This window comes from Reinekea sp. G2M2-21, assembly GCF_015687175.1.
Classification (GTDB): domain Bacteria; phylum Pseudomonadota; class Gammaproteobacteria; order Pseudomonadales; family Natronospirillaceae; genus Reinekea.
In genome coordinates this window covers 36,553-52,018 of sequence record NZ_JADPQG010000011.1, presented here as the reverse complement: position 1 = coordinate 52,018, position 15,466 = coordinate 36,553, and the positions used below count along the sequence as shown (strand labels likewise).

Annotated in this window: 19 protein-coding genes; 6 read left to right on the top strand and 13 right to left on the bottom strand. The window is 47.8% G+C overall.

Annotation, left to right across the window (positions count from 1 at the left end; all coding sequences use genetic code 11):
- The gene (locus IYN85_RS24260) at positions 1-1,263 is read right to left on the bottom strand and encodes an efflux RND transporter periplasmic adaptor subunit (RefSeq protein ID WP_196161566.1); all 1,263 of its coding nucleotides are present in this window, start codon (positions 1,261-1,263) and stop codon (positions 1-3) included.
- Between the two features lie 177 nt (positions 1,264-1,440).
- On the opposite strand from IYN85_RS24260, the gene dxs reads away from it, so the two are divergent.
- Entirely contained in the window at positions 1,441-3,324 is a 1,884-nt protein-coding gene (gene dxs / locus IYN85_RS24255) for a 1-deoxy-D-xylulose-5-phosphate synthase (protein WP_196161565.1), read from the top strand.
- A gap of 15 nt (positions 3,325-3,339) precedes the next feature.
- On the top strand, positions 3,340-4,023 hold the full coding sequence (locus IYN85_RS24250; RefSeq protein ID WP_196161564.1) for a zinc metallopeptidase: 684 nt from the start codon (positions 3,340-3,342) through the stop codon (positions 4,021-4,023).
- 20 nt (positions 4,024-4,043) lie between these two features.
- On the opposite strand, the gene IYN85_RS24245 is transcribed toward IYN85_RS24250, so the two are convergent.
- Positions 4,044-4,508, bottom strand: a complete 465-nt coding sequence (locus tag IYN85_RS24245) for a GNAT family N-acetyltransferase (protein ID WP_196161563.1) — start codon at positions 4,506-4,508, stop codon at positions 4,044-4,046.
- Positions 4,483-4,902 carry a hypothetical protein gene (locus IYN85_RS24240; protein WP_370592244.1) on the bottom strand — a complete coding sequence of 140 codons (420 nt, stop codon included), beginning with the start codon at positions 4,900-4,902 and terminating at the stop codon, positions 4,483-4,485. Before IYN85_RS24240 ends, IYN85_RS24245 begins: the two co-directional genes overlap by 26 nt.
- A gap of 54 nt (positions 4,903-4,956) precedes the next feature.
- Here IYN85_RS24240 and IYN85_RS24235 point away from each other — a divergent pair, with 54 nt between their 5' ends.
- Positions 4,957-5,784, top strand: coding sequence for a helix-turn-helix domain-containing protein (locus tag IYN85_RS24235; RefSeq protein WP_196161562.1), 828 nt, complete (start codon positions 4,957-4,959; stop codon positions 5,782-5,784).
- Positions 5,785-6,167: 383 nt separating this feature from the next.
- Here IYN85_RS24235 and IYN85_RS24230 read toward each other — a convergent pair whose 3' ends face one another.
- The gene (locus IYN85_RS24230) at positions 6,168-6,518 is read right to left on the bottom strand and encodes an NADAR family protein (RefSeq protein WP_255533846.1); all 351 of its coding nucleotides are present in this window, start codon (positions 6,516-6,518) and stop codon (positions 6,168-6,170) included.
- Between the two features lie 312 nt (positions 6,519-6,830).
- On the opposite strand from IYN85_RS24230, the gene IYN85_RS24225 reads away from it, so the two are divergent.
- The 3 genes from IYN85_RS24225 to IYN85_RS24215 are packed head-to-tail and all read left to right on the top strand — an operon-like array spanning position 6,831 to position 7,765.
- Positions 6,831-7,052, top strand: coding sequence for a hypothetical protein (locus tag IYN85_RS24225; protein WP_196161560.1), 222 nt, complete (start codon positions 6,831-6,833; stop codon positions 7,050-7,052).
- 13 nt (positions 7,053-7,065) lie between these two features.
- Positions 7,066-7,386 carry a hypothetical protein gene (locus IYN85_RS24220; RefSeq protein ID WP_196161559.1) on the top strand — a complete coding sequence of 107 codons (321 nt, stop codon included), beginning with the start codon at positions 7,066-7,068 and terminating at the stop codon, positions 7,384-7,386.
- Positions 7,364-7,765, top strand: a complete 402-nt coding sequence (locus IYN85_RS24215; RefSeq protein WP_230390958.1) for an outer membrane lipoprotein-sorting protein — start codon at positions 7,364-7,366, stop codon at positions 7,763-7,765. Before IYN85_RS24220 ends, IYN85_RS24215 begins: the two co-directional genes overlap by 23 nt.
- 3 nt (positions 7,766-7,768) lie before the next feature.
- Here the strand turns inward: IYN85_RS24215 and IYN85_RS24210 are convergent, their stop codons facing one another.
- The 9 genes from IYN85_RS24210 to IYN85_RS24170 all read right to left on the bottom strand — a co-directional run bounded on the left by IYN85_RS24210 (position 7,769) and on the right by IYN85_RS24170 (position 14,986).
- Positions 7,769-8,623: a leucine-rich repeat domain-containing protein gene (locus tag IYN85_RS24210; protein WP_196161557.1), complete on the bottom strand. Its 855-nt coding sequence runs from the start codon at positions 8,621-8,623 to the stop codon at positions 7,769-7,771.
- Positions 8,624-9,013: 390 nt separating this feature from the next.
- Complete coding sequence (locus tag IYN85_RS24205) at positions 9,014-9,334, bottom strand: putative quinol monooxygenase (RefSeq protein ID WP_196161556.1); 321 nt, start codon at positions 9,332-9,334, stop codon at positions 9,014-9,016.
- 9 nt (positions 9,335-9,343) lie between these two features.
- The gene (locus IYN85_RS24200; protein ID WP_196161555.1) at positions 9,344-9,748 is read right to left on the bottom strand and encodes a hypothetical protein; all 405 of its coding nucleotides are present in this window, start codon (positions 9,746-9,748) and stop codon (positions 9,344-9,346) included.
- 50 nt (positions 9,749-9,798) lie between these two features.
- Entirely contained in the window at positions 9,799-10,320 is a 522-nt protein-coding gene (locus tag IYN85_RS24195; RefSeq protein ID WP_196161554.1) for an RICIN domain-containing protein, read from the bottom strand.
- A gap of 60 nt (positions 10,321-10,380) precedes the next feature.
- Positions 10,381-11,016 (bottom strand): LysE family translocator, encoded by a 636-nt coding sequence (locus IYN85_RS24190; RefSeq protein WP_196161553.1) that lies wholly within the window; start codon positions 11,014-11,016, stop codon positions 10,381-10,383.
- A 135-nt stretch (positions 11,017-11,151) separates the two neighbouring features.
- Positions 11,152-11,679, bottom strand: coding sequence for a hypothetical protein (locus IYN85_RS24185; protein ID WP_196161552.1), 528 nt, complete (start codon positions 11,677-11,679; stop codon positions 11,152-11,154).
- Positions 11,680-11,711: 32 nt separating this feature from the next.
- On the bottom strand, positions 11,712-13,508 hold the full coding sequence (locus tag IYN85_RS24180) for a DUF4157 domain-containing protein (protein ID WP_196161551.1): 1,797 nt from the start codon (positions 13,506-13,508) through the stop codon (positions 11,712-11,714).
- Positions 13,509-13,750: 242 nt separating this feature from the next.
- Positions 13,751-13,897 (bottom strand): hypothetical protein, encoded by a 147-nt coding sequence (locus IYN85_RS24175; RefSeq protein ID WP_196161550.1) that lies wholly within the window; start codon positions 13,895-13,897, stop codon positions 13,751-13,753.
- Between the two features lie 246 nt (positions 13,898-14,143).
- Positions 14,144-14,986, bottom strand: coding sequence for a hypothetical protein (locus IYN85_RS24170; RefSeq protein WP_196161549.1), 843 nt, complete (start codon positions 14,984-14,986; stop codon positions 14,144-14,146).
- Positions 14,987-15,466 lie beyond the last annotated feature (480 nt).

The following is a 15,466-nucleotide window of genomic DNA, read 5'->3' as shown; positions in this document are numbered from 1 at the left end:
TCAGCGCTCCGCTGCGGCCAGTGTGGTGGTTTCGGCAGCGCCCTTCACACTCAAGCCCTGCGCGGCGTTCTGCAAACGGGTCACCAGGACCGGTTCGGCCGCCAGCTCACCCATCACCAAGCGCCATAGCTGACCGTCTTGAAACCGCTCACCGACGACGTCGACCTGAACGCGCTGCAATTGGTTATCTTGCAGCTGATACAGGTATTGATTGCTGTAAACAGACGACTCCGGAACCGCGAAGGCTTGCTGCGTAGGCAGGTCAACCCAGATGCGGTAATAGCGGTTCAGCGTTAATGAGGCATCGGCTTGTTCTGCGGCAAAAAACAAACGCAGGCTACCGGCATTCGCGGCGGGGTCGGCATACAGCAACGACACGGGTACTAAGCCTTGTTCCGTTTCCAGTTGACCTTGCAGTTGGTTAAGACTGACGTTGGCTGGTAACGCGTTTGCCGATACCCAGGCAATCAGCTCCTGCTGCTGGGCATCCACCAGAGTCATCAAACTCTGACCCGCCTGAACATTCGCCCGCTGTTGTATTTCGACCTGGGATACGGTCGCCGCGAATGGTGCGGTCACGGTGGCGTCCTGCAGCTGCTCAGTGGCCTGGTCGATTTGGCTGTCTAACTCAGCCAGTTGCGCCTGAAATTGCTGGTCTGTGGTTTGATACCGGGCAATCGCCAGTTTCCGGTTCTGCCATGACAGCAACTGGTTCTGCAATGTGCGTTCCGCGTTTTCCAGATCACTCGCTGAGGCCAGGTTTTTCGCTTTCAGATCGGTCAGGCGGGCAACACTTCGGCGGGCGATATCCACCAGAGATTCTTCCACTACCAACGCGGCAACGTTGTTTTCATGTTGCTGCGCTTCGGCCTGGCGACGCGCACTGATGTCCTGGCGGCGAGCCTGCAACTGATCTACCTGGCGACGTAACGAACGAGTGTCCAGTTCGACTAAAGGGTCCCCTTCGGCCACAACATCACCTTCATTCACTAATACTTTCAATACTTCTGCAGAAGCCGGGCTATTAATGCGCACCTGTTGTTTACTGCGTAGTTGCCCATACAGCTGCAATTGAGGTGCGTACTGACCGGATTGTGGCAAAATTGTCGCCACCGTGGGGGCGTCGATGAGTGGGTCAACGGTCAGCGATTGCTCTGCAAACGCCACGCTGGATTTCGGGTTAGCCATGAACCAGCCACCGATGCCAACGCCAACACCCACAACCAACACAGGGTAAAGCAGTCCTTTCCAACGAAATTTCATGTTAACTCCAGGGGGATTTGTCTTTCAGAATGCACGGATTTACGTCAAATTCGTGACATTGGATCGATAAATTTCACCTTGGAGCGCTCCATTGTGGCGCGATATTCGGTAGACTAGGCCGCTTAAATATTCCGGGCTTGCGCAGCACGGACTTTTTTCGCGTTATCAGGTACTTACATGAAGGTTTTCGACCACATTCCCAAGGACAGGCCCCTTACGCCTCTGCTCGACCGCATTGACTCACCACAGGACTTAAAACGACTCGATTTAACTCAATTGCCACAACTGGCAGACGAGCTGCGTGAATACCTGTTGTACAGTGTTGGGCGCTCTGGCGGTCATTTTGGCGCGGGTCTGGGCGTGGTTGAGCTCACTATTGCATTGCATTATGTCTATGACACTCCGGAACAAAAGCTGGTATGGGATGTGGGCCACCAGGCCTACCCACACAAAGTTCTGACCGGTCGTCGTGATCAACTGCCGACGATACGCCAGGAATATGGACTGCACGCCTTTCCGCATCGCGATGAAAGCGAGTTCGATACCTTCGGCGTCGGTCATTCCAGCACATCTATTTCCGCCGCCTTGGGCATGGCCATTGCCGACCGGCTGAAAGGCAATACCAAACAAAGCATTGCCGTCATCGGCGATGGTGCACTCACCGCCGGCATGGCGTTTGAAGCGCTGAATCACGCTGGCCACGACGGCGCCAACATGTTGGTTGTGCTGAATGACAATGACATGTCGATCTCCGAGAACGTCGGTGCGCTGAATAAAGCGTTCTCGCGCGTATTTTCATCGAAAACCTATTCGCATCTGCGCGAAAACAGTAAAAAGGTGCTGAAAAACCTACCGCCGATGCTCGAATTCGCCCGTAAAGCGGAAGAGCACATGAAAGGCATGGTGGCTCCGGGCACCCTGTTTGAAGAACTGGGCTTCAATTACGTTGGCCCGGTCGATGGGCACGACGTGATCGACCTCGTTCAGACCCTGCGTAACATCAAGACCTTTAAAGGTCCGCAGTTTCTGCACGTCGCCACGCAAAAAGGCAAAGGCTTTATTCCCGCCGAAAATGAACCGATTAAGTATCACGCCATTACCAAAATTGAACCGCAGGCCCTAACCACAGGTTCGCCGGCGCCTTCGAAACCTAAATACTCGAATGTATTCGGCCAATGGCTGTGCGATATGGCCAGCCAGGATGAAAAACTCATTGGTGTGACGCCAGCCATGCGTGAGGGCTCAGACCTGGTCGCTTTTTCAGCCCGATTCCCGGATCGCTACCACGATGTCGCCATTGCTGAACAGCATGCCGTGACAGTCGCCGCCGGCATGGCCTGTGAGGGGTTAAAACCGGTCGTGGCGATCTACTCAACCTTCTTGCAACGCGCCTATGATCAGGTGATTCACGACGTTGCACTGCAAAACCTCGACGTCACCTTCGCCATCGACCGTGCAGGCTTGGTGGGTGAAGACGGCCCAACCCACGCCGGCAGTTTCGATTACACCTACCTGCGCTGCGTACCAAACATGGTCGTCATGGCCCCAAAAGACGAAGCAGAATGTCGCGCCATGTTGACCACGGCGTATCAATACCATGGACCCGCAGCCGTGCGCTACCCACGTGGGACGGGCCCCGGTGTTAGCATACCCACCACGTTAGACACTCTGGCGTTGGGCAAAGCTGAAATCCTGCGTGAAGGAAAGCAGGTCGCGATTTTAGCCTTCGGCAGCATGGTGGAACCTTGCCGCGCGGTGGCGGAACAGCTGAATGCCACTTTAGTAAACATGCGTTTTATCAAACCATTGGATCGTGCATTAGTGATCCAGATGGCACAACAGCACGAACTATTAGTGACGGTCGAAGAGAATGCCATCATGGGCGGCGCTGGCTCCGCAGTGACCGAAGCGCTGAACGACGCAGGTATCCCAGTGAACTGTTTGCAGCTGGGCTTGCCGGACGAATACACCAACCATGCCAAACCTTCCCGAATGTTGACTCAGGTTGGGCTGGATACCAATGGCATACTACACTCGATACAACAACGACTGAATTCATAACGGAGTACCATTGCCATGCCGTTTCTTCTGCTGGCACTGCTAGTCATCGGTATCATCGTTGGCCCCGGCATTTGGGTAAAACGTGTACTGGCGAGTAACAGCACACCGCGAGACGATCTACCCGGAACCGGTGGTGAACTCGCTGCACACCTTATGGACCGCTATGGGCTGACGAATGTGCGACTCGAAAAAACGGACCTGGGCGACCACTACGACACTGAAGCCAAGGCCATTCGATTGACACCAAACGTTATGGACGGCAAAAGCCTGACCGCCGTAGCCACCGCCGCGCATGAATTCGGCCACGCCTTGCAAGACTCGCAAAACTACGCTGCCTTAACCACGCGCACTCTTATGGCCAAAGGCGCAATCAACATTCAGAAACTGGCCGGTGCAGCTATTTTTGCGATACCCATCATGGCCATGATTCCCGGCTTCGGTGTTGCTGCACGGGTATTGCTGATCTTCATTATCGCGTCCATGTTTATCTCGGCACTCATTCACTTCATTACACTTCCGGTGGAATTTGACGCCTCGTTCGGCCGCGCACTACCCATCCTCAAAGACGGTAATTACGTTGCCGACCGTGACTTGCTGACCGTACGAAAAATTCTTCTCGCTTGCGCACTGACCTATGTGTCACAAGCCATGATGAGCGTTCTGAATATCGGCCGTTGGATACGCCTGTTAAGGCGCTGATGCAGAGTAAATTCTGGGATTTACTCACTTGGCCAAGCAGCAAACACCCCATCTTCACTTGTCGCTATTTCAAAACCACACTTCTGTAAAACACGTATACTGGCGACATTCTCACTGGCCGCGCCCGCGATAAGCCTTGGTTTTAACATCTCCCGTTCAGACAGGCGCTGAACTAGCCTGACGACGACTGTCGCAATTCCTTGGCCCCAAAACGCAGGCAACAGTAAAAAACCTATGTGCCACTGCGCCTCGGCTTTGTGAATGATCAACAGTCCGGCCGATTCATCCATGGACGTAATGCGAAAAATATCCGCTTGTTGAGCCTCTAACCAAGCCCGAGCACTGCTCAAACTCGAAAGGGGTGACCAATGCTCGGGCAGAAACATCAATACATCCGATGTTAGCAGCTGCTGAGCTAACCCCGCCAACTCCTCCGGAGTTTGCTTTGTCAGACTGACCCTATTTTTGTCCGAAGTATTCAACACTCGCCTGTTCTCCTTTTATTGCTGGCCAACCCAACGCGCTGATACCGAGCTTGCCGATTTGAATGACTACAGCACTTGCCAGCGCATCAAAAAAATAACCCGCCAGCACACCTATCATGCCTTGCGCAGCTAGGCGTTCAACAAACAAAGGTAAAGTAGGTATTTGCGTTACAGAATGTCCTACCAACGCAGCCCAGAAGCCGAAACAATAAGGGCAACGCCACCCTTCATAGAGCGCTTGCAGCGGTTTTGGTAATAGCGCCAAGAGCCTGTTAAACCACGTTCCCCAATGCGGTAGTTTTTCCCAAATGAGCGTGTGGAGAGCTAGCGCAACCAAAATAATTTCAAAATTCATTAAAAAACCTCCTAAATCAGATGAAATTAAGTATTGCACCGGAAAAACTCTTAAAATAGAGTCATATTTAACTAAAAATCATACAATTTTAATATGCAGCACTTATTAGAAGCTTTCCGCGAACATGCCATTACAGCAGTGCAGGTCTCTGAGCGACACCAGTTGATATTGGTGAATTCCGGCAACTACCAATTGCAAACGCAACAATCCCACCCACTTATAGCAGGCTCAATTGCATTGTTACCTGCCGGGCAGCTGATGTCTGTCGCAAACCGCCTGGAAGGCGATGTACGCAGCCTATGCTTCTGCGGCAATTGCCTCGCTTTAGAACAGGGCCATAGCTTATTAGCCCCCTTTCGATTAGCACGGTTCAGTGAGCATAAAGTTGTTCAATGTAACACCGAGCAACAGCGCTGGCTGAATCAACTCTTAGACCAGATTGAAACGCACCAGGACAGACATTTCAGCGCGCAATACGATGTACTGAAGAGTCTCTTACTGCTGGTCCTTCATGAAATAAGCATTCTCTATCCCATAGAAAAAGCCAGACCCAGGTCTCAAAAAGTGGACTCGGCGTTGCAGTATATTGAAATGAAGTACCGCGAGCCTATATCCCTTGAGGATGTGGCCAATCATGTACATTGGTCTGCACCTTACCTCGCGAACAAAATGAAATCGGAAACTGGCCGAAGCGTCGGTGAGTGGCTGCAAACATTTCGTTTGGCGGAAGCCGCCTCCCGACTCATACATTTCAACGAAGGAATCGCGGAGACTGCGTTATCTGTAGGGTATCAGGATGTAACCCATTTCATTCGGCAGTTTAAACGTCAGCACCACAAGACTCCAGCCGCATGGCGAAAAACGCATCAACAAAAATCGGGCCTTACTTTTGAGTATCAGCTGACACCCAAACTGAGATAAAAGCCAATAAATGAAATAGCACATTCAATAACGCAGGAACGACGATAGACCCGACAATTTTTGATGCTGCCCCACTGCACATACCAATGAACGAAACGAACATCGACAGTGAAACGACTATCACCTCTACCCAAAAAACTTCAGGCTAGTCTAAACAGCTTTTCTGCCTTGGAGAAAAGGCTGCGACACTCATCATGATAATCGTCAGTACTCCACAGATTACATTGCCCGTGCACGTTCTCAATAATAATGCTCAAATATTCTTTAACGCACTTTTTATTTAGTAACACCAGGATCAACCAACTACCACCGTAAAGCCGTTTTTCTTGGCATTTTTATTTTTGCTTATTAAGCCAACTCTTTTCACTCTTCCCGCAGTTGCATCAGCAATTTCCCCAAACAATTTTTTCCGTTCCCATTGGGTCAATTACCCCTGTATTTATCATATGGAGAGTTTTCAATAAGCTCTTTCTTGCCCGTGGAAAGAAGAGCCTCAGTAATTCGGGTTTATTGAATTTCATTTTCAGCCCTTGATACATGATGTTTTCTTTGACTACTTCCCATTCGCTCCGGATCGGTTCGGCTCTTAACTGTCCTAGGTCCTTGGCTTGTTTAGGTGAACCACAATTGAGGGTTTTATAAAAATCCTTGCTGCCTTCAAACTTCATAGCTTGAAAACAATGTTCCATTGTTCGCCAATGAAACCCATTGAGCTCTAACCCATAACCCGACAAGTTTGAAAACTGAAGTACGTATCGTCCCGACTAAAGAAGTAAATTGATTTTGCCATCTTAAAAAATGCTTACCCAATGATTTCCAAAGTCACACGGTAACAACACCCATTTTAAATGGCTTCATGTGGGGCAGGCATTATTAAGAGGTTAGTTTGCATCTGCCGCGTTAGAGAATTACCAACTTTTAAAAACTCTTCCAAATCAGGCTGACACCAACCATGGCTTGGCCTACCTGTCATTACTCAAACGCACTACTTTAGAAGACGAGAAAGTGCCCTTTGTAACGTATCTAAGACCTGAAGACCTAACGCCTTGCAACAGCAAATAGACGACGGCGCACTGACACCGGTCTTAATCGCTTATGGCTCGGTGTTTCCCGGTGGCCGTGCGCAACCGGCGAACCTGAGAGGCGTTGACCCTGCGCAGAACATTGTTAACGTTCCTACCGCTTTGATAAAAACACAGTCCGATCTCATCCCGGTTAGGGTGGGCGAACGCATGGCCAAAAATATCGGCATTAACGCAGCAGTTTAGTGCCGAGTTCAACGTGGAATGGGTTCCGCGCATCCGCTTCGGTGGGCTATTGGACATTCCAGACGACGAAGGCGAAACCCGCAGCCAAGGGCCGGTGTTTGGCATGGGGATCGATCTGCTTTCCGAAAACTCACCTGAGGTGAGCCGGTTTGACCTTGTGAATATGATCAACCAAGGGCGACTGCCCAATGCACCCGGTGAATTGCTCGTCACTTCGGAATTGATGAGCAACCTTGGCATACAATTGGGCGACACCGTCACCCAACGACCGTATCATCACCATCAGCGGCCACCTGCTCAAGCAGTCAATTATGGGCTCCGACCTGTCTTATGAAGATCTGATGAATAACGATTCACTCGCCAGCGACTACGACTCAACCCTGCTCGGGCACGACACCATCAATGGCAGGGACACTTGCCAACTGGAACTGACTGCGCTCAAGTCGGATGTCGCTTACGAAAAACAACAACTGTGGGTCGACACGGAACGCTGGATTATTTTGCAGGCACATTTCATAGCAAAAAACGGCAAGTTGCTGAAAACACTGGAAGTGACAGACGTGATACCACTGGCCAACGGCTGGTACCCGAAAGCCATGACGTTTAAAGACATGCTTTCGAGCAGTGGCGGTAAGGAATATCGCATTGATACCATCGACATCACCACGGCCATACCAGAAAGCCAGTTCAGCAAGGCAGCGCTGCGGCGATAAACATCAATACATGAATACGGTGTAAGGCCCCCGCTCTGGTACCAGGTTTGTGAAAAGCTCTACCAAGTAGGCCTGCGTTTCGTCATTGTAGGGGTTGTTCGAAACAACTAAGGTTTGGAACTTTTCGGCGTCCTTTATTTTTATCGTGGTTAACTGATTATCACTGACGATCAATGTTGACAGTGAATGTGTAGAAACGTCCAACGAGGTGATTTGGTTCCCGCCGACCATCAACCTGGACAATGAAGTATTGGAAGAAATATCCAATGCTGTCAGTTGGTTGTAGCCAGCATCTACCGTTCGAATCGCCGTGTTTGCGTACAGGTCTAATGCCGTGAGTTTGTTTTCGCTCACGTGAAGATCAAGCAATGCCGTATTGGTGTGCAGGTCTAATTCGCTTATTTGGTTGTAAAAAATGTAAAGGTCGGTTAAGGCTGTATTTGAATAGGTGTTCAGGTGACGCAACCGGTTACTCACCGCCCACAGACTCACCAATTCGGTGTTCGATGAAATGTCCAACTCAGACAAACCATTATTACTCACCTTAAGCACCTTTAATTTCGTGTTGGCAGAAACATCCAGCTTAGTGATTTGGTTTCGGTTTAAGATGAGTTCTTCTAAGTTGGAAAAGTGTTCGACACCGGCCGCTGATTTAATGAACTCCTCTTCGCAATTCAGCACACGGACATCCCGTACTGGCACTGTTTTATTCGCATGTTTGTATACGCAGTACATGAACTGCTTATCCTCAAAAACGATATCACCAACCCGCAAAGCAGTTGACTTATTAGCCGACACGGACGTCGCGCACAACAATAAAGTGAAACCGAACACTAAAAACCGGGTTGAGCTATTCATGGTAATCCTCTGTATCATGGCATCCGCTGAACGAAGCGGATGTCGGGTATATGGCGTGTTATGAACTAGAACCTTTGTTCTTCACACTTTACCGCCCATTTGTCATGCCAGAGCAGCCTATACGGCCACTATACAAGGAGATAAAAAAAGAAAAGCAAGAATACGTCTTGTACACAGTGGGGTGGGAGTATGCACAGCTTACCTGAATGGAGGATGAACGCCTGTTTTACAAAGAAGAGATAATGGGGAACTCTCGCCACACTCTACTAGCTCATGAGCAACGACCATGGGCGATGACAATGAGAAACAACCTTGAACAGTAATCACCATCCGGGACGTAGCTGAGCCTGTTGAAATTGGCTTAGCCACCCGCTTGCGGCCTAACCAGATTTAGTTCAGGGGTGTAAAGTTTGAAAACAATTGTGTGCTCTCTGCCACGTCAGCGATGGGGACGTACTCACACACTGCCGCATACTCTTGCCACATTTTTTGCACTTCTGGGTTGTGGTGCGCGCTTTCTATGGCTTCGTTCGATGCCCACTCAAATACTTCCAGAATGGTTCCGTCACTCGCCTGCATAATGATTGATTCTCGATCCGTCACCAGACCTTCAGCACGTAAACGCGGCAAATGGGTGTTCATTAGCGCTTTTAATTCTGCTTCTTTACCGGGTTTTGGTTTATACCCTGCTATGACAATTCGGCCAGACATAGGAACCCCTCAATTTTCAAATTTTAACAAGGTGATATCAGCAACCACACCAGGAAGCAGGATAACAGCAAATAACCCGACGAAGGCGAGAACCCCTACTTTACCCCTAGTCTGAACCAAATAATATGGAAGTACGACTAACCGGAATGCACTAAAGTTAACGCCATAATCGTACGGATATTGGTTCTCCCTTAAATCCAATCGAAGCCAAAGCCCAACCAAAAACGGCGAGACCAAAAGCCATAGATGATAAGCGCTGCTACTTTCTTGATCACTAACTGAACTGCCCAAGTAGATTGAAAAACTCGCGAGGATACATGTAATGACCAATACCAGAAGCACCAAAAGACGGCTCTTATCCATGTACTTCACTCCTATATGGCCTTCGCAATAAGCCTTCTTATCAAATTTCATAAAGACTCGTCTCCTGAAATGCCTTCACGCAACGGTTCACCTCATTCTGGTTACTTATATTCCTTAATAAGCCATTTCTGATTCGTAGATCCATGCTGGGGCCAAAGCATAATTTCCACGCCATCGCCGGTTGCACCGCCCCTGACATCAAAACCCGCATTATTTTCCGTCGAATATATGATGTACCGACCATTAGCAACATGTTCAATATGCCAATGCTGGCCCTGTACACCCCGGTAAGGTAACAAGATTAATCCATAACCGGAACCACTGCTGTGACGCCCTTCCACACTGATCGCCAGAGTTGAATCTTCTGCGAGTATTTTATAAGTAGCCGGAGCGACCTCTTCTATATTCCAACGCTGTGTTGGCAGATCCTTGAACCGGAATTGGTTAATTTTCGACAATTCCGCCGCCTGCGCACCGACCACTGAAAGTGACTTAGCACTAATAAGGCTCACGATTCTATAGGAGCGCTGCGGGTCAAATCCTACTTCTGAATAGTTTGTTGTCGCGCAACCGGATAGCATCGCGACAAACATGATTAGGGCCGACAATTTTAAATTATGCATGGGTTTACCTGTTTATGAGTTGCAATGCCTATTTGATAGAACCAAACTGACTAAAATTAATTAGGATGCACTACCAAATACAATCCTACCGCCGAAAACAATAAACACGATTCCCGATAACTTGGACATCGCTACTTTGTAGACTGGTTTAATGAACCGCGAAAGTAAGCTCTTAGCCACAACGCAATAGAGCAGGTGAATGCAAAACACAATCAGCGCAATGGTCACATACATTGTGGCAAACTGAGCCAGAAGAGACTCTCCGGCTTGAATAAACTGAGGTAGAAACGCCGACAGGAATATAATTGTTTTCGGGTTCGCGGCTGACACTGCAAAGCCATTACGAAATATTCTTAAAAAGTTTGGTTTTTCCTGAGGCGCTGTTTGAACTTTCGCACTTTCCAAGCGCTTCTGCCTTGAAACTAATGCCTTCATACCGAGATAGATTAAATAGGCGCCACCCACCAGCTTATAGACCAGGAACACCGTCGGTATTTTAGTGAGCAAGGTACCTGCACCGAATGCTACCGCAACAACGATAATAAGCTGACAAGTTAAATTCCCTAAAATGGTGGTCATTGCTGCGAAATACCCATGTGCCGTGGCATTTTTAACGACCGCCAACACATTAGGACCCGGCGATATTGTGATGACTAGGTAGGCAAAAAAGAACAGCATCCAAATGTCAGGTTTCAATTAATTTCGCTCCCTTTAAGAGAATCATGCTTCATATTTCGTTAAAACCGGCACACGATCATTTACCATGTAACAGCGGTAGTGACCGTTTACCCACCCACATTGATTGACATCATACTTACTAATTTACTGGACTCAATTATTAACAACACAGAGTTTGCCTTCCTCATCAAACCCAACAGGATAGGATGTTCGTTCTAGCCATTCGCTTGTCTGTAGTTCCGGAAGCGGTTCTTTGGTCAAGTTCTCTTTGAATATCTCCGCACCTTTCTCGGTAATACTTTTTTCAAAGTCGCTTTCTGAAGTTCTGAAATATTCCAACCCTTCGGCCGGAATGTGCAACAGTAAAATCTGTGTTTTCCCATGACTCTGTTGAACACTTAATGCTTTGAACAGTGAACCTGATGACAGTAAGGCATGCCCGGTATCAGACGCGGGGTTAATACCGGAGAGATCTCTCCAGTTAGAAGAGGCGATTAAGTAGCGGCAATTCTGCGCCAACCCAGCCAGTTTATAGCTTACGTCTGTAAAGGCGTGCTCTTCCAGGATTTGACCGGGTTGATACTGCCTTATTTGGCGCTCGTCTACATGGGCATCCCGGCAAAAAAACACCAGGTTACCGAATGTGCTTTCCATAATTCTTTGCGTGTCTTCGTGAGTCATAATCCCTCTGCCACCGTTTCCATAACCACGTATTAGGTTTTATAAGAATATATGTTGCCGTCGTATCCAAAATACAATTTGAACTTATCAACATCACCTGACCCCTCAATGGTTAAGTGATACACCGTTACTGTCCAAATTCGCTTCGGATCGTCTATGTCCTTACGGTAGTCCGTCCAATGAATCTGATATTTCTCGGTTATTTTGGTGTGCATTTCTGGCGGGAGAATATGTTCGTGTTCGCTTGGGAAATACTTCGCACTTGGGTACAAGAACTTGGAATCGCCCTGGAATACCAACAACGCCAGTTTCGTTACCGCCCCAAATGACCCTTTCTCAATGTCTGGCCACATACCGTTAACACCGCTTAAGAGAGGATGCGTACTGGTAAAGGCTTTAAAGGTCAGAGCGTCGCCTGTTTCGGCGGTGTCGCCGGGCACCGCGTTATCGATCCACTCCGCTTGCAGTTCCATACGGAATTTGGGCAGCAGTTTAGCCCCAGCGGTATTATTAAAGGCGCGTTGCAGGAAGGCGTGCGTAACATCGATAAGCCCCTGCACGGCGGCAGACGGCAATCTGACGCCAGGGTTGCGCAGGTACCGGTTTAACGGCCCGTAGAAGTAAGTCGTGTACAAATAGGTAGCTGTTTTCTCCGCAGATAAGCCTGCGCAATCGTCAATGCATTTTTGCAGTTGAGCGGCCGGTGCCACGATAGTGGCGGGTGCATTTGTTTCATCCGCTGACATGACATCGTTCAGTGCGTCAACGGCTCCAATCGCAGCCTTGATGGCCTGGTCCATCATCAATTTTAGTTTGTCCGCTTCCGTGTTGTGATCTTTATCTGCGGTATCGTGCAGGACATTGATTTCGTTGAAATACACTCGGTACAGAACGCCTCGTTCGTTATCGAACTCTACCGCCATACAGTTTGGTTTTGAACTGGATAGCCGAATGACCCGACCGACGTCGCCAGTATCACTGGCTACCGGGTTAGTAACCATGATTCTGGTACCAGGTGGCGCCTCACTTGCATCTGCTATGGCGAGTTGGGTGACATCTGCTACGCGCTGAACCGGGTCCTGTTTTAGTTGTTTCAGCTGAGAGGCGTCGACGGTCTCCTCATCCTTATCCCGGTCTCTTTTCCTTTGCAGGGGTGGTTCTGTCACCCGTTGAACGGGGCGCAATTGGGATGCAAACGACAGCGTGGTCATATCGCTGTTGTTCGCTTGTGTATTAACTGGGTGACTCACCGATTTCTTTTGTACCAGTGACTGCCCCACCGATGCAGCCTTCGCCCCCATAACATCGGCTTCGGTTTCCAACTGGGTGTTGTCATTGACTGCAGCTCCGCCCACATTTATGGTTGGTTGCACTCTACCCTGCTTTTGCTGCACAACATGCCACGCCTCATGCGGTAGATGTTTATCCTGACCTGACGCGACGTGAATTTCCGTTCCCTGTGCGTAGGCGTGCGCGTTCAACTGTGCGGGCTTATCCGAATTACGATGCACGTCTACACCGTCCATGGACAGCCCGGAGAGGCTTTCAATACCGGTTTTCAAACTTTCAGGCAGACCATTAGGGTTATCTTTCTTTTGGACAGGGCTTGGGATGTTGGCAATGTGGCTATCAGCCACTGTTTTTAACTGCGCTGAATGGCTGCCTTGAAGGCTGTTATCTGCCATTTCCGCGAGGCTGGTTTGCATTGAAACCGCTGGGCGGTTATCCACAAACTGAAAGGTCTCGCTTTCACGCACAGAGGTCTGGGAAGATTCTTTAATAGGGGGCTGTTTGGCTTGCTCTTTCGACGGTGCTGCGTGTACATGCATGATTGCTTCCTTTTCACCAATGTCGGGTACAGCGTCTCGCCACCATTGATATGGCTATTTCCTGTACTGTAGCCCATGGTTTAGTGCACGCCATAGCACAACCCTGTCATTTTTCCGCTGTTATAGCGCTTTTAAGGCCAGAATGTGCATGTTGTCGCAAATTTTTCCCAACAAAACATAAGCCCCGGCGAACAATGTACCCTTGCGGGATGTAAACCCGTTTAGATGGCTACAGTAGCGATCTACCAGGTACTGGCGTTAACCTCTTCAGCGACAACAAAGCCATAAAAACCAATGGCAGACGATATTTCCCAAACCCTCTGGTTCTTAAACTCTAACCGTTCAATATAGTCGGTCACGTCTGACTGCCAATACCGTACCCTATACATACGATGCCACTCTATGAGTTAACGGATCAGTCTACTGCTGCAATTGTCCACCACATTGTGCACGCTGAACCGATAACCATTACTTAAATGAAACCTAAACACAACACACATGCCAATAAGGAATGGACAAATACCCAGTTACAGAACGTCATTTGATAGCCGCATGAATTAAGCTTCATTACTCTGGTTCAAAGCCGTGTACACAAGTATTATGGGAGCTTGGGGTTTGCACCCCCCCGCTTATGCCTAAATTGTGGACTTAAAGTCTACTTTTCTAATCATGAGGGATGAAAGAATCAAACAAATAAAACTAAAAGATGCAGCTAAACTAAACATATCGACTGCTATATCCTGTTTCTGAACAAACGCAATATAGAATTCACCAAAAGCCCACGAAAGACAAAGAGCAAAAGCCTTAATTAAAGCCATAATAGACAATAGATAACCACTCTTATTCTTTCTTAGAAGTAAAATACAAATTATAAACATTGATGGAAACACTATTCCAAGGTCCATGATAAAGACACCATATATATCTGGTTGAGTGTTTGATCGCATCCCCTGAAATAGTTGTAAAAGCCATATTGTCGACAATAGAAAAATAATTAGTAGCAAAAACATGCATACTACTTTTGATATCACTTTAGATTTTTCTATGACTACCAGCTCCAAATTCAATATGCTAATCAATCCGAATACAATTGAAAAAATCGAAAAACTAAATATAAGCAAATAGATAATGTATATCGAAGTGTATTGCCCTTGGATTGTATATAATCCAAAGGCATAAAAATTACACCAAACCAGCCCTAGAGCAACTAGAAATAACTTGATGCTGTCTTTCCTTAGTAAATAAAATCCAATTATCAACAATACAACTGAAACTGGTAATATTACTATGTCTTGACCTACGGACCCGTATGCAAGTTTTTGGGAAAGCTTTCCTGCATCAACCAGATCAAAATAGATATTCTTACTAAATATTCCTATGTAAGAAGCAATAATTGAAAGGATTGAAATTAGTATAATCAGAACTTTTGAAACTGTAGAAAAATAATTTCTTTCAATTAACTTAAAATCGCTAGCCATGTCTATTCTCCCATGTAACTAGTTTTCTCTAACATCCGCATTTTAGGATAGATGGCGTGAAGTGAAAACCAATGATGTTCAGAACTACGATACTTTTTATAGCATGCTTACTCATCTCTTCAAGCGATTGGCCCTGGTTTAATCCTGGCACTCTTAAAGAGGCATCAACAGCTCCGAAACTTCCCATTTAAAAACTTGTAATCTCTTATACACCAGCGAAATATCTGGCAACACCCTGAAGTCCTGAGCTTGCCCGAGTAACATTAGGTTTGTGCGGACTGGATATTCATATTTGCTATGCCCGCTTCACTACAACCGTTTTACTAAGCTCATCATGTATACAACGGTTTGTTGCGTTCCCAGCTATGTTTAAGAAATTGAAAATAGAAAGTATGTTCGCTACTGGAATAAATGGAACTATCCAGTTTAATGTTAAACGCCAGGCAATAACTCTCACAATCGATAGTTCCGAGGTTCCAT